The organism is Mycobacterium sp. (genome assembly GCF_049280035.1).
Taxonomy (GTDB): Bacteria; Actinomycetota; Actinomycetes; order Mycobacteriales; family Mycobacteriaceae; genus Mycobacterium.
Map to the genome: position 1 here is coordinate 1 of NZ_JBAPPI010000074.1, position 12,814 is coordinate 12,814.

General features: G+C 65.2%; 16 protein-coding genes and 2 pseudogenes. 5 read left to right on the top strand and 13 right to left on the bottom strand.

Annotated features, from left to right (window positions below):
• A partial coding sequence (locus tag WAN71_RS02445) for an aminotransferase class III-fold pyridoxal phosphate-dependent enzyme (protein WP_422223805.1) occupies positions 1–341 on the top strand: 341 nt, incomplete at its 5' end.
• On the opposite strand, the gene WAN71_RS02450 is transcribed toward WAN71_RS02445, so the two are convergent.
• A complete protein-coding gene (locus WAN71_RS02450) occupies positions 342–668 on the bottom strand; it encodes a hypothetical protein (protein WP_422223806.1) in 327 nt (108 codons plus the stop codon).
• Between the two features lie 189 nt (positions 669–857).
• On the opposite strand from WAN71_RS02450, the gene car reads away from it, so the two are divergent.
• On the top strand, positions 858–4,373 hold the full coding sequence (car, locus tag WAN71_RS02455; protein ID WP_422223807.1) for a carboxylic acid reductase: 3,516 nt from the start codon (positions 858–860) through the stop codon (positions 4,371–4,373).
• 61 nt (positions 4,374–4,434) lie between these two features.
• Here car and WAN71_RS02460 read toward each other — a convergent pair whose 3' ends face one another.
• From WAN71_RS02460 to ruvC, 9 genes are all read right to left on the bottom strand, one after another.
• On the bottom strand, positions 4,435–5,070 hold the full coding sequence (locus tag WAN71_RS02460) for a hypothetical protein (RefSeq protein WP_422223808.1): 636 nt from the start codon (positions 5,068–5,070) through the stop codon (positions 4,435–4,437).
• Between the two features lie 339 nt (positions 5,071–5,409).
• Positions 5,410–5,799 (bottom strand): DUF1304 domain-containing protein, encoded by a 390-nt coding sequence (locus WAN71_RS02465; protein ID WP_422223809.1) that lies wholly within the window; start codon positions 5,797–5,799, stop codon positions 5,410–5,412.
• Between the two features lie 13 nt (positions 5,800–5,812).
• Positions 5,813–6,241: a type II toxin-antitoxin system VapC family toxin gene (locus WAN71_RS02470; protein ID WP_422223810.1), complete on the bottom strand. Its 429-nt coding sequence runs from the start codon at positions 6,239–6,241 to the stop codon at positions 5,813–5,815.
• 7 nt (positions 6,242–6,248) lie between these two features.
• Positions 6,249–6,509, bottom strand: coding sequence for a type II toxin-antitoxin system VapB family antitoxin (locus WAN71_RS02475; protein ID WP_422223811.1), 261 nt, complete (start codon positions 6,507–6,509; stop codon positions 6,249–6,251).
• 87 nt (positions 6,510–6,596) lie between these two features.
• Complete coding sequence (locus WAN71_RS02480; RefSeq protein ID WP_422223820.1) at positions 6,597–7,022, bottom strand: type II toxin-antitoxin system VapC family toxin; 426 nt, start codon at positions 7,020–7,022, stop codon at positions 6,597–6,599.
• Between the two features lie 5 nt (positions 7,023–7,027).
• The gene (locus WAN71_RS02485; RefSeq protein ID WP_422223812.1) at positions 7,028–7,267 is read right to left on the bottom strand and encodes an AbrB/MazE/SpoVT family DNA-binding domain-containing protein; all 240 of its coding nucleotides are present in this window, start codon (positions 7,265–7,267) and stop codon (positions 7,028–7,030) included.
• Between the two features lie 48 nt (positions 7,268–7,315).
• Complete coding sequence (gene ruvB / locus WAN71_RS02490; protein ID WP_422223813.1) at positions 7,316–8,383, bottom strand: Holliday junction branch migration DNA helicase RuvB; 1,068 nt, start codon at positions 8,381–8,383, stop codon at positions 7,316–7,318.
• On the bottom strand, positions 8,380–8,985 hold the full coding sequence (gene ruvA, locus WAN71_RS02495) for a Holliday junction branch migration protein RuvA (RefSeq protein WP_422223814.1): 606 nt from the start codon (positions 8,983–8,985) through the stop codon (positions 8,380–8,382). Before ruvA ends, ruvB begins: the two co-directional genes overlap by 4 nt.
• On the bottom strand, positions 8,982–9,536 hold the full coding sequence (gene ruvC / locus WAN71_RS02500) for a crossover junction endodeoxyribonuclease RuvC (protein WP_422223815.1): 555 nt from the start codon (positions 9,534–9,536) through the stop codon (positions 8,982–8,984). The genes ruvA and ruvC overlap by 4 nt, the downstream gene beginning before the upstream one ends.
• Positions 9,537–9,747: 211 nt before the next feature.
• On the opposite strand from ruvC, the gene WAN71_RS02505 reads away from it, so the two are divergent.
• Entirely contained in the window at positions 9,748–9,984 is a 237-nt protein-coding gene (locus tag WAN71_RS02505) for an antitoxin (RefSeq protein ID WP_422223816.1), read from the top strand.
• On the top strand, positions 9,977–10,324 hold the full coding sequence (locus tag WAN71_RS02510; protein WP_422223817.1) for a type II toxin-antitoxin system PemK/MazF family toxin: 348 nt from the start codon (positions 9,977–9,979) through the stop codon (positions 10,322–10,324). Before WAN71_RS02505 ends, WAN71_RS02510 begins: the two co-directional genes overlap by 8 nt.
• 30 nt (positions 10,325–10,354) lie before the next feature.
• On the opposite strand, the gene WAN71_RS02515 is transcribed toward WAN71_RS02510, so the two are convergent.
• The 3 genes and pseudogenes from WAN71_RS02515 to WAN71_RS02525 all read right to left on the bottom strand — a co-directional run.
• Positions 10,355–10,789 carry a TA system VapC family ribonuclease toxin gene (locus WAN71_RS02515; protein ID WP_422223818.1) on the bottom strand — a complete coding sequence of 145 codons (435 nt, stop codon included), beginning with the start codon at positions 10,787–10,789 and terminating at the stop codon, positions 10,355–10,357.
• Positions 10,776–11,003, bottom strand: a complete 228-nt coding sequence (locus WAN71_RS02520; RefSeq protein WP_422223819.1) for a CopG family transcriptional regulator — start codon at positions 11,001–11,003, stop codon at positions 10,776–10,778. Before WAN71_RS02520 ends, WAN71_RS02515 begins: the two co-directional genes overlap by 14 nt.
• 122 nt (positions 11,004–11,125) lie before the next feature.
• A pseudogene (locus tag WAN71_RS02525) lies at positions 11,126–11,445 on the bottom strand (crossover junction endodeoxyribonuclease RuvC); the annotation flags it as partial.
• 601 nt (positions 11,446–12,046) lie between these two features.
• On the opposite strand from WAN71_RS02525, the pseudogene WAN71_RS02530 reads away from it, so the two are divergent.
• Positions 12,047–12,814: pseudogene (locus tag WAN71_RS02530) on the top strand (hypothetical protein); the annotation flags it as partial.

A 12,814-nucleotide genomic window follows, 5' to 3' on the forward strand; every position in this document is an offset into this window, starting at 1 on the left:
CCATCGAGACCATCGAGGCCGACGGGCTGCTGGAACGGGCCCGCCAGATCGAACGGCTGATGAAGGACCGACTGCTCGCACTGCACGCCGCCGACGATCGGATCGGCGATGTGCGCGGTCGCGGCGCGATGATCGCCATCGAGTTCGTGAAACCCGACACCGCCGATCCCGACGCCGCGCTGACCAACGCGTTGGCCGCCGCGGCCATCGCCGCGGGCGTCATCGTGTTGACGGCGGGCACGTTCGGCAACGTCGTGCGCTTCCTGCCGCCGCTGACGATCAGCGACGAACTACTCACCGAGGGCCTCGACATCGTGGCCGGGGCGCTCGCCGGCCTATAGCTAGGAGCCGGCTCTCGTTGTGCCCGCCTCATAGCGACAACTGGCCTGGTCACGTAATGCCATGACGCGCTTGTGGATCCGGTGCTCCGTGCCGCGCGGCACATAGCCGGGGCCATACCGACCTCGTCGCAGCCGGCGCACCCTGCCGTAACCCATTTCCCACCGCAAGGCATCCGAAATCGACTTCGACGCCCGCCCGGCCACGGCAAAGCCGTGCCATGCAAGCGCGTCGACGAGCTCTGCGATGCTCGCCGGCCCGTGCAGACACAAATGCATCGTCAGTACGTAGCGAAGCTCGATTCCCCGTAGCTGAAGGGGCTCTTTCATCAGCAGACCGTCGCATGCGGGCCTGACACAGAGCCCGTTGTCGCTGTGAGGCGGGCACATCGCTAGTGGCGAATTTCACGTCGCTTTCGTCGCCCATTAGGAATATCGTTACCTTAGCTAACGTACTACCTTTTAGGCGCAGCGCGGCGTCGCCAAGATTTCCCAATTCACAAGTTCCGAGGTTCTGTTATGCCCATTGATGCCCAAGAACGCCCAGAACGTCGCGCCGAGGAGTTGGCCGCCAACGATCCGCAGTTCGCCGCCGCGCAGCCCGACCGGGCCGTCAGCGCCACCATCGACAAGGCCGGGACACGACTCCCGCAGGTGGTCAAGGCTGCGCTGGAGGGCTACTCGGACCGGCCCGCGCTGGGTCAGCGCGCCGTCGAGCTGGTCAAAGACCCGCAGACCGGACGCACGTCAGCCAAGCTGCTCCCCTGGTTCGAGACCGTCAGCTATGGCGAGCTGGCCGACCGGGTCGACGCAGTGTCCCGTGCGCTGGCTGACGGTGTTGTTGCGGCCGGTGACCGGGTCTGCGTGCTGGGCTTCACCAGCGTTGACTACGCCAGCATCGACATCGCGCTGGGCCGGATCGGGGCCGTGTCGGTTCCGCTGCAGACCAGCGCGGCGATCGCGCAGTTGCTGCCGATCGTCACCGAGACCCAACCCACGGTGGTCGCCGCGAGCGTCGACTACCTGTCCGACGCGGTCGACCTGATCACCTACGCCGCCGAAGCCGGCCACACCCCCGGCCGGTTGGTGATCTTCGACTACCGCACCGAGGTCAACGACCACCGCGAGGCGCTGCAGACCGCCCACGAGCGGCTGGCCGACATCGCGTTGACCATCGAGACGCTGAACGAGGTCCGCGAGCGCGGGGCTGCGCTGCCGCCAGTGCCGGCAGTTGAGGCCGACGAGTCCGAAGACCCGTTGGCGCTGCTGATCTACACCTCGGGCAGCACCGGCGCACCCAAGGGCGCGATGTACCCGCAGAGCAACGTCGCCAAGATGTGGAACCGCTCGACCAAGAACTGGTTCGGGCCCAGCGCCGCGTCGATCACCGTCAACTTCATGCCGATGAGCCACATCATGGGTCGCGGCATCCTCTACGGCACGCTCGGCAACGGCGGCACCGCGTATTTCGCCGCCAAGAGCGATCTGTCGACGTTGCTGGAAGACCTCCGTCTGGTGCGGCCCACCGAGTTGAACTTCGTCCCGCGCATCTGGGAGATGTTGTACGGCGAGTACCAAAGTGAAGTCGGCCGACGGATTTCCGAAGGCGCCGACCGCAAGACCGCCGAATCCCAGGTGCTCGTCGAGCAGCGCCAGGAGCTGCTAGGCGGGCGCTACCTCTTCGCGATGACGGGCTCGGCTCCGATCTCTCCTGAGTTGAAGACCTGGGTCGAGTCGTTGCTCGAGATCCATCTGCTGGACGGCTACGGCTCAACCGAGGCCGGAATGGTCTTGTTCGACGGCGAAATTCAGCGTCCGCCGGTTGTCGACTACAAACTTGTCGACGTTCCGGATCTGGGCTACTTCAGCACCGACCGGCCGCATCCGCGAGGGGAGCTGCTGCTCAAGACCCAGAACATGTTCCCCGGCTACTACAAGCGGGCCGAAACCACCGCCAACGTCTTCGACGTCGACGGCTACTACCGCACCGGCGACGTCGTCGCCGAGGTCGCCCCCGACCGGCTGGTCTATGTCGATCGCCGCAACAACGTCTTGAAGCTCGCCCAGGGCGAGTTCGTCACCCTGGCGAAACTGGAGGCGGTGTTCGGCAACAGCCCGCTGGTCCGCCAGATCTATGTCTACGGCAACAGCGCCCAGCCTTACCTGCTGGCCGTCGTGGTGCCGACGGACGAGAACGCGGCAAAGTCAGCGATCGCCGAGTCGCTGCAGAACGTCGCCCGGCAGGCCGGCCTGCAGTCCTATGAGGTACCGCGCGACTTCATCATCGAGACAACGCCGTTCACCCTGGAGAACGGTCTGCTGACCGGCATCCGCAAGCTGGCCTGGCCAAAGCTGAAGCAGCACTACGGCGCACGCCTCGAACAGCTCTACGCCGACTTGGCCGAAGGCCAGGCCAACGAGTTGAGCGAACTACGCCGCAGCGGCGCGCAGGCGCCGGTGCTGCAGACCGTCAGCCGGGCCGCGGCCGCCATGCTCGGTACGGCGAAGTCAGACCTGACACCCGATGCCCACTTCACCGACCTGGGCGGAGACTCGTTGTCCGCGTTGACATTCGGCAACTTGCTACACGAGATCTTCGACGTCGATGTGCCGGTGGGCGTGATCGTCAGCCCGGCCAACGACCTGCAGGCCATCGCCGACTACATCGAGGGCGAGCGACAGGGCACCAAACGGCCCTCGTTTGCGAGCGTGCACGGCCGCGACGCGGTAGAGGTGCACGCCGCCGATCTCACCCTGGACAAGTTCGTCGACGCGGCGACGCTGGCTGCCGCGGCTAACCTGCCGCAGGCCAGCCGCGAGGTGCGGACCGTGTTGTTGACCGGCGCGACCGGCTTCCTGGGCCGCTACCTGGCGCTGGAGTGGCTCGAGCAGATGGACTTCGTCGACGGCAAGGTGATCGCCCTGGTGCGGGCCAAGACAGATGAAGATGCGAGGACGCGGCTGGACAAGACCTTCGGCGTTGGCTCTCCTGAAGGCGACCCGACCCTGCTTGAGCATTACCAGCAGCTGGCCGCCGACCACCTCGAGGTCATTGCCGGCGACAAGGGCGAGGCCAACCTCGGCCTGGACCAGCAGACCTGGCAGCGGCTGGCCGACACCGTCGACCTGATCGTCGACCCGGCAGCTTTGGTCAACCACGTGCTGCCGTACAGCGAGCTGTTCGGCCCGAACGCACTGGGCACCGCCGAGCTGATCAAGATCGCGCTGACCACAAAGATCAAGCCGTACACCTACGTGTCGACGATCGGCGTCGGCGATCAAATCGAGCCGGGCACGTTCGTCGAGGACGCCGACATCCGGGTCATCAGCTCGACCCGCAAGATCAACGACAGCTATGCCAACGGTTACGGCAACAGCAAGTGGGCCGGCGAGGTGCTGCTGCGCGAGGCCAACGAGCTGTACGGGCTGCCGGTCGCAGTGTTCCGCTGCGACATGATCCTGGCCGACACCACGTATGCGGGCCAGCTGAACCTGCCGGACATGTTCACCCGGCTGATGCTCAGCCTGGTCGCCACCGGTATCGCGCCCGGATCGTTCTACGAGCTGGACAGCGACGGCCACCGGCAGCGGGCGCACTACGACGGCCTGCCAGTCGAGTTCATCGCCGAGGCGGTCTCGGTCTTGGGCACGGAGGTGCTGGAGACCGGGGCTGGGTTCCAGACCTACCACGTGATGAACCCGTACGACGACGGCATCGGCCTCGACGAGTACGTCGACTGGCTGATCGACGCCGGGTACTCGATCCAGCGGATCGGCGATTACGCCACCTGGTTGGAGCGGTTCGACACCACGCTGCGGGCCCTGCCGGAGCGGCAGCGCCAGTACTCGCTACTGCCGCTGTTGCACAACTACCAGCGGCCTTCGGTACCGATCAATGGGTCGATGGCACCGACCGACCGGTTCCGTGCGGCGGTGCAAGAGGCGAAAATTGGGCCGGACAAAGACATTCCGCATGTCTCGGCGCCGATCATCGTCAAGTACATCACCGACCTACAGTTGCTCGGGCTGCTCTAGTCCGCTCGTGTTGAAACCGATCGCCGCCTCTCCGGCGGCGATCGGCCTCATGGTGTCAAGCTCAGTGGCTGGTTGCGCCGGCGCGTCGCCGGCGGAACAGGCCGCTCTTTTCCTGCCGGTGCGACTGCGGCGCCGGGTAGGTCGGGGCGTCTGGAGATACCGCCGGTACCGCGAAAGCACCGGATGTTTCGGCTGCCGGCTCGTGCTCCAGCGCGTATTCCACATCGCGCGCCGTCCGGACCGACACTCGCGCCAAGACCGCTCCGCCGAAGAAGACGATCAGCGCGCCCAGGCCGGAGAAGTAAGCGATCTCGAGCACAGCACGCTTGGCGTCCGTCGCAGCGATCGGCTGACCAACATCGCCGAGCCGCAATGTCGATGCCAGTGTGCGACCGACGACGAACCAGGCGCCGGCGATAACGGCCAACCAGCCGCCGAACATCGCGGTGGCGCGGTTTCCCGAAAGCAGCAGCAACACGCCGCCCACTGCGGTGGTGGCGCCGGGGAACACCTCGAGCCAGGCGCGGGCAGTGCTCCACGCCCAGGTCTGGTCGGGGGTGTACGCGAAATGGAAGTAGGGCCCGACGAAGGGGATCAACGCCCCCCATACGCCAAGGATGATCAGAAGCAATCCGCTTACCGCGCCACGGCTGCGCGGCATGTGCAGGCTGCCGAAACCTGACCGCGAGTCAGTCATTACGAGTCTCCTCAAACAATTGGACACCAGGTGTCGAGCGCGTGCTGAGTACCCATATGCGCCGGCGATATAACCCGGAGCCACCAGCGCGTGCGCCAGGTTAGCCGAGGAGGCAGCGGTGCGCCACGGCACTGCGGAGCCGCGGGGCCGGCCAGCAACCACTGCGCCAAGCTGAGCGAATTCCGCGTCATACCAAGACACGCCGGGCTGCCCAGGCGAGTAATCCAGGGTTTACGAAGCCGCGAATCCTGGGCTAGCAACGACCCTTTTGATTTGGATCGGGTTGGGTCTGGCCGGTCTGGGACTCGGCTGGGCCGGTACCCCGATGCCCCCGTGATGTCAGCCGCTCGTCAGGCCGATCGCCAGCAGGACGACCGCGATCAGCGGGAAGATGCCCTGGGTCAGCGCGGCTCGCGCCTTGTCCGGTGACGACGCCAGCAGCACGACCGCCGCGGACGCCATGGATCCGACACCGGCGAATACGAGTGCAGCTCCGATGCCGTTGTGCCCCAATGCAATTCCGGCAATTCCGACCGCGGTGACAATCGCCAGGAAGAGGTTGTAGAAGCCTTGGTTGAACGCGAGCAGCTTGGTGGTCTCGGCTTCCTCGGCCGTTGTGCCGAACGTGGCGCGGGTGCGCCGACTGGTCCAGGTCAGCGATTCCATCGTGAAGATGTAGACGTGCAGCAACGCGGCCAGTGCGGCGAATACCAATGCAGCGGTGATCATTTCGTCCTCCTGGTTAATTCGTGGTCGGTGTCGGCCAATAGCCGATGACTCCACCGCTGAACTCGAGGTCGGTTTCTGTGAAGTCGTTACCGATAGCGAGGAGCGGTTCGTGGCTGAGCTGGGCAGCGGCATACGTCATGCAGTCGCCAAAGTTGAGCGCTGCGCGGTGGCGACCCTTGCCGTACTGCAGAAAGGCGCGCAGGGCGGCGGCTGCGTGCTCGTCGGTGAAATGTGCGACGGCCAGATTGATTTCGGTGCGGAGACGTTCAAAGACCGTGCGTCCGACTGGACCGTGGCGGGCTGTCAGCACGATCACGCATTCAGCGACGGTCGGCGCTGACATGACCGGTTGGCGTGCGCCGGCAAGCGCTGCGGCGACCTGTGCAGCATGGGGCCGCTCGTCTTGGATCAGCGCCACAATCGCGCTGGTGTCGATGATCATTGCGCGCTCAGACTCCCGTTTCGGGGTCGTAGCCAAGGATTTCTTCGCGTTCGTGCTTGGTGATCGGGGTTCGGTCGCTCAGCAGAGGCCAGACTTCAGTGCGCATCACGTCGAGTAGCTGGTCCTCGCGGTTGCCGGAGTGCGACTGCAGTAGCGCCAGTTGCGCGTTGAGAGCGCGACGGATGGCGTCCGTCTTGTTGGTCCGCAACCGAGACGCGAGTTCGGTAGCGAGACGGTCTACTTCCGGGTCCTTGATGTTCAACGCCATATGGTAGATAGTACCCGATTGAGATACCGTCTACCTTGCGTCGACCTTTCCGGGACGTCTGTGCAGCCGTCATCGGGGGCCGAATGATCAATCGGCGAGCCGTACCGGCAGTTGTTCGACGATAACCCCGATGGCCTCATAGGTGGATCGTGCACGCGCATCCCTGGTCGCAAGAGGGACGCTGTGCTCACGAGCCGCCAATGCGACCAGTGCGTCGTAGGTCGCGCCACCTGTCACACCCTTACCGGCGCACTCCCGGTGGGACAGCCGGGCGGCGCGAGCCGAAAGCATGAGCGGTTGGGCGAAGTTCTCGTCGATGAGCTTGACCGCATCTGGTGCCGCCACGCGGGCATCGCCAGGTAGCCGCGTCAACACCGCATACGTCTCCGCCAAGCTGTGGCCACTCAGGCGCAATGTCCGATCTCGAGCCCACGCGGCAACCTGCGCATGATGTTCATGGCCGGCAACCAACAGCGGTACGGCGACGCTAGTATCGACCGCCACCACATCCACAGCGGTCAACGTCGCCCCGCGTCGATGAGTCCGAACATCACCTCATCGGTGACGACGGTGTCGCTACGAGCGACCAGCCGCCCGGTCTCATCGCGTTCAAGTCTCGCGGTGCGGCCACCGGGCGTCACCTGCACCCCATTGCCGTACTGCGAAATGTCGACCACGGTTCCCGGTGTCAGACCCAACGCGTCGCGCAGCGCCTTGGGCACCACAATTCGGCCCACGGAATCAATGACAGCCTCCATTGGGATTATCCTACCAATGAAATCCCAGTCGGCAGTGACGCCCGTCGGCTACTCGAACAGCCCAGGCTGGCCAAGCCCGCTGGCCCGCGCGGGCGGCGTCATCCCTAGGTGCGTCCAGGCCTGCGACGTTGCGACTCGGCCGCGCGGCGTGCGCGCAATCATGCCGGCCCGCACCAGAAATGGCTCGCATACCTCTTCCACAGTGGTGGGCTCCTCCCCGACCGCCACCGCGAGCGTCGAGACTCCCACCGGGCCGCCGCCGAAGCTGCGAGTCAACGCGGACAGCACGGCCCGGTCCAGCCGATCCAGACCGAGCTCGTCGACGTCGTAGACCTCCAACGCCGCCTTTGCCACATCGCGGGTGATGACGCCGTCGGCGCGCACCTCGGCGAAGTCGCGGACCCGCCGCAGCAAACGGTTGGCGATGCGCGGCGTGCCCCGCGAGCGGCGGGCGATCTCGGCGCCGGCATCGGCGCCCACTTCGATGCCCAGGATCCCGGCGGAGCGGGCCAGCACCCGCTCCAGCTCGGCCGGCTCGTAGAAATCCATGTGCGCGGTGAATCCGAACCGGTCGCGCAGCGGGCCGGTCAGCGCGCCGGAGCGGGTGGTCGCGCCGACCAACGTGAACGGCGCGACCTCCAGCGGAATCGACGTTGCGCCAGGGCCTTTGCCGACGATCACATCGACGCGGAAGTCCTCCATCGCCAGGTAAAGCATCTCCTCGGCGGGCCGGGCGATGCGGTGGATCTCGTCGATGAACAGCACGTCATGCTCGACGAGGTTGGACAGCATCGCCGCCAGGTCGCCGGCGCGTTCCAGCGCCGGGCCGGAGGTCACCCGCAGCGAGGACCCGAGTTCGGCGGCGATGATCATCGCGAGCGACGTCTTGCCCAGCCCCGGCGGGCCGGACAACAGGATGTGATCCGGTGTGCTGCCGCGGTTTTTGGCGCCCTCGATGACCAGCTGCAGCTGTTCGCGCACCCGCGGTTGGCCGATGAACTCCCGCAGCGAGCGCGGCCGCAGGCTCGCGTCGATGTCGCCTTCGCCGACGGTCAGCGCGGCGGAAACTTCCCGGTCCTCGACGACCCCGTCCTCAAAGTCGTCGAATCGGCTCACTTGGTCTTCCCCAGCAGCGACAGCGCCGATCGCAATGCGGTCGAGGTGGTGGCTCCGCCGTTTTGCTCTTTGAAGCCGGCCAATACCTTGTCGGTGGCCTCCTCAGCCTGCTTGGCCGCAAAGCCAAGTCCCACAAGGGCTTCCACCACCGGACCTCGGACGCTGTGGCCGTTGACCGACGTCGCCGCGACGCTGGTGCCCACCGGTCCGATTTTGTCGCGCAGTTCGAGCACCAGGCGCTCGGCACCGCGTTTGCCGATGCCCGGCACCCGGGTCAGCGCCGCGACATCGCCGTCGGCCAGAGCATGGCGTAGCGCCTGCGCGTCGTACACCGCGAGGGTGGCCAGCGCGATTTTGGGCCCGATGCCGGAGACGCCCAGCAAAGTCAGGAACAGGTCGCGGGCGTCGCCGTCGTGGAAGCCGTAGAGCGTCATCGAGTCTTCGCGGACGATCATCGCGGTGATCAGCCGGGCCTCGCCGCCGCGATGCAGCGTCGCGAGGGTGGACGGGGTGGCCATCACCTTGTAGCCCACGCCGGCCGCCTCGATCACGACGTGGTCCAAAGCGACGTCGAGGACTTCCCCGCGTACCGATGCGATCATCTCGCGGCCCTCACTTTCGCGGTGAATTTCTTGCGCTGCTCGGCGACCTTGGCTTCGGCGTCGGCCATCCGCGCGATCATCGGGGCACGCCAGCAGTGACAAATCGCCAACGCCAACGCATCGGCGGCGTCGGCTGGCGTCGGTTTGGCTTGCAGCCCAAGGATTTTGGTGACCATGGCCGTCACCTGTGCTTTGCCGGCCGCGCCGTTGCCGGTGACCGCGGCTTTGACCTCGCTTGGTGTGTGGAAGTGCACGTCGATGTCGCGTTTGGCCGCGGCCAGCGCGATCACGCCGCCGGCCTGGGCGGTGCCCATCACCGTCGACACATTCTGCTGGGAGAACACCCGCTCGATGGCAACGACATCTGGATGATGGATGTCCAGCCAGTGCTCGACCTGTTCGCTGATCGTGAGCAGTCGCCGTGCCAGCGGCTGGTCGGCTGGGGTGCGTACCACGTCGACGTCGAGCGCGATGATGTGGCGGCCACTGCGGTTTTCCACGACCGATAGCCCGCAGCGGGTCAGCCCGGGATCGACACCCATCACCCGCATCCGCGCCTCCTACGTTGCCGAACGCCTGTTCGATACCCTAGTGGGCGAGGCTGACATCCGCGGGTAGGACACGCGGGAGGCTAACACCCAGGCCCAGCGGCAAAGGCGGCGCCGGCGGGCTGGGGCCGGCGGTGCGTTGGGCCGCGGCCGCAACCCCAGCAGGCCGGTTCCTCCGACCGTAGTCAGAAAAGTGACATAGTAAGCTACTAATGTGTCTACATCCACGACCACAATCAGGGTTCCGATCCGCACTCGTGACCGCCTCGCGAACCAGGCCCGGGAACGAGGGATCTCCCTGGCTGCCCTGCTCGCAGAACTGGCCTCGCGTGCCGAGCACGAGGCGTTCTTCCGCGCCGAACGCGATGCCACCCGCGCCGACGTGGACGTCGCCGCTGTGCGTGACGAGGATCGCGACTGGGACGGCGCCGTCGGTGACGGCCTTGTCTGAACCTCGCCGTGGCGAACTGTGGCTGGTCGCTCTCGGCGCCGCGCGCGCCGGCGAACCCGGCAAACATCGCCCCGCCGTCGTGGTCTCCGTCGATGAAATACTCACCGGCCTCGATGACGAACTCCTGATAGTGGTACCGGTGTCGAGCTCGCGCACAGGATCCCCGCTGCGGCCGCCCATCTCGCCCACCGAAGGTGTGGACGCCGAGAGCGTGGCCGTTTGCCGCGGTGTCCGAGCCGTAGCACGCAGCCGCTTACTGCAACGACTGGGCGTCCTGGCATCCGACACGATGCGCGGAATCGAAGAGGCGCTCGCCCTCATTCTCGGCATCCATCACTGAGCGCACGATTAGCGTTATCACCGAGATCGGTCAACCGTGCCCAAGGGGATTCGTCCAGCGAAGACCGGGAAACCGCATGAAATCTGTATCTGCAGAGGCTATTTCGACTCCATGTTCGACGGCGAGCGCGGCCAGTTGCGCATCGGGGACGAGGTTGCCGGTGATCTCGACCTGTGCGCATAGTCTGGCGTAAACCCGTGCGGTGATCTCCGTTGCCGGTGGAATCCACACCACCGGGACTGCGAGCCAGTCTTCTACGTATCGCCACGCGTCGACGGCGGCCAGCGGGTTCTCGGTGACTCGCGGATGTGTGACGATCCGGAGGAAAGCGCCGATGGTCTGCCAGGGCAGCCCGACTCGGCTATCGCCGTCGAGTGTTTCTTCTAGCCAGGCGGCGGCCGCCGCGTTATGGGTGCTGTTCTCGTCCACTGCATACAGCAGCAGGTTCGCGTCAACGATCATCATCGAGCAGGTCAAGCACATCGGCGACGTTTGTGACGTCGACCTTGAGACCAATCTTCGAGGTGCGGTGCTGATATTTGACCGTCTTGGAGGTGGCCGATTTGGCCATGCCGCGCCGAGCCAGCAGATTCAGGGCCTCACTGAGGCCTAGCCCTTCGCGGCGAAGACGCTCGATTTCGCCGGCTACATCGCTGTCGATCACCACGGTTGTCCGCATAGCACCATGATACCGAGGAAGCATCATCACGATGCGTGAAAAACAACATTGCCATGCCATACGCGTGATGGCCTCGTGTGTCGCACATATTGGTTGCGTTTGGCCTGGTGGGCAGGCATGAAGTCGGCGGCGTCGGCGGGCGTCGGTTTAGCTTGCAGGCCAAGGATTTTGGTGACCATCGCGGTGACCTGTGCTTAGCCGGCCCCGCCTTGCCGGTAACCGCGGCTTTGACCTCGCTGGGCGTGTGCAAGTGCACGTCGATGTCGCGTTTGGCGGCAGCCAGTGCTCGGCGTGCTCGCTGATCGTGAGCAGTCGCCGTGCCAGCGGCTGGTCGGCTGGGGTGCGCACCACGTCGATGTCCAGCGCGATGATCTGGCGGCCGCGTCCACTCTCTATCTATTACTGAGAGCCCGCTGCGGGTCGATCCCGGGTCGACGCCCATCACCACTGGTGCCCGCAACGGGTTACCGCATCGGCCGAAAATGAGGGTTGACCAGCTAGGATGATGCTCCTCAGGCCCCCGGATCATGCTTGGGGTTGCCTGAGCCGAGACTGATAAACGTTAAGTCATAGCGAATATTTCCTTAGCTAATCAATTTCTTTACCAATAGTGCTGGCTTAGTAACCGCGATTCGCGACCCGATCCGCAACGGCGGCATTTCCGCTATGAACGCAGGTCAGAGCATCGGCAGCGCGTTATATGCACGACGTCAGCAGCGCGCCACAGCGGTGTTCAAGGGCGTGATCTTGCCGCCGGTGCTGGCTCCGACCGATTGCTGTGCAAGCGGGTTGGTGCCCGCATTTGAGAACCTGAGAAGTTAATAGTTGACACGTGTCGGCTGACATTACGGTGAATCTCGGGTCTGGCGCTAGCCGGACCGAGCCGACGACACACCGGTTGACCTGCGTAAATACCGCACTATTGGGCGTGTGAAAATTTCTTCAAGATCTTTTCGCCGTTTCTATATCCTCCGGGTTACATAAGCGGTACCTTAACGGCACCTGAGATCAAATCAGTTCATGCTTAAGGAAGGTTTGGGGACATGGCGGGTCAGCACTCTAAGAAGAATCGGCAGTCGGACAAGGCTAAGGCCCGGCGTCGTAGTCGGGCGATCGGCCTCGGCGGGAGCGCCGGGGCGTTCTTGGCGTTTGGGCTCTACCCGTTAGCGGGGGCGCCGACAGCCAAGGCCGACGTGTTCGACGACATCCTCGACACGGTGGTGGGCTCGGCGGTCAGTTCGGCGGTCACGTCGGTCAACCCGACCGATTTCTTGGACCCGGCTGTGTTGAGTGGGTTGCTGACGGATTTGTCCACCCCGGCCGGGTGGGACACGTTGATCGCGGATTTCTCCAACCCCAGCAGCTTTGACGCGGCGCTCTCGGGAGCAGCTCCGGCAGCGCTGTCTGACGCCGGCACTGCGGCGTCGGTGACCGATTCGTCGACGACCAGCTTCTGGCAGGGTCTTGAGCAGGACTGGATCAACAGCCCGTTTGGCCAGCAGGTCGACTCCTCACTGAACACATGGTTTGCGCAGGCCGATCCGGCCGCGCTGCATTCCGCCGCGGACCCGACTGGCGGGGCGTGTGGTCTGATCTGCAACGGCGCCAACGGTGTGGGCGGTGGCTCGCTGACGAGCGCCGATGGTCAAGGCGGCGGCATCTTGTACGGTAACGGCGGCAATGGCGCCACCGACGCGGCCGGCCAGGGCGGCGTCGGCGGCAACGAGGACTTCTTCGGCAACGGCGGTAACGGCGGCGACGGCGCGGCCGGCGGCGACGGCGGGGCCGGCGGTAACGGCGGGTTGTTCTTC

Bases quoted from the DNA above. Each gene is read 5' to 3' on its own strand.
- WAN71_RS02450 (WP_422223806.1), bottom strand. From the start codon at position 668: ATGAAAGAGCCCCTTCAGCTACGGGGAATCGAGCTTCGCTACGTACTG.
- car (WP_422223807.1), top strand. From the start codon at position 858: ATGCCCATTGATGCCCAAGAACGCCCAGAACGTCGCGCCGAGGAGTTG.
- WAN71_RS02460 (WP_422223808.1), bottom strand. From the start codon at position 5,070: ATGACTGACTCGCGGTCAGGTTTCGGCAGCCTGCACATGCCGCGCAGC.
- WAN71_RS02465 (WP_422223809.1), bottom strand. From the start codon at position 5,799: ATGATCACCGCTGCATTGGTATTCGCCGCACTGGCCGCGTTGCTGCAC.
- WAN71_RS02470 (WP_422223810.1), bottom strand. From the start codon at position 6,241: ATGATCATCGACACCAGCGCGATTGTGGCGCTGATCCAAGACGAGCGG.
- WAN71_RS02475 (WP_422223811.1), bottom strand. From the start codon at position 6,509: ATGGCGTTGAACATCAAGGACCCGGAAGTAGACCGTCTCGCTACCGAA.
- WAN71_RS02485 (WP_422223812.1), bottom strand. From the start codon at position 7,267: ATGGAGGCTGTCATTGATTCCGTGGGCCGAATTGTGGTGCCCAAGGCG.
- ruvA (WP_422223814.1), bottom strand. From the start codon at position 8,985: ATGATCGCATCGGTACGCGGGGAAGTCCTCGACGTCGCTTTGGACCAC.
- ruvC (WP_422223815.1), bottom strand. From the start codon at position 9,536: ATGCGGGTGATGGGTGTCGATCCCGGGCTGACCCGCTGCGGGCTATCG.
- WAN71_RS02515 (WP_422223818.1), bottom strand. From the start codon at position 10,789: ATGATGATCGTTGACGCGAACCTGCTGCTGTATGCAGTGGACGAGAAC.
- WAN71_RS02520 (WP_422223819.1), bottom strand. From the start codon at position 11,003: ATGCGGACAACCGTGGTGATCGACAGCGATGTAGCCGGCGAAATCGAG.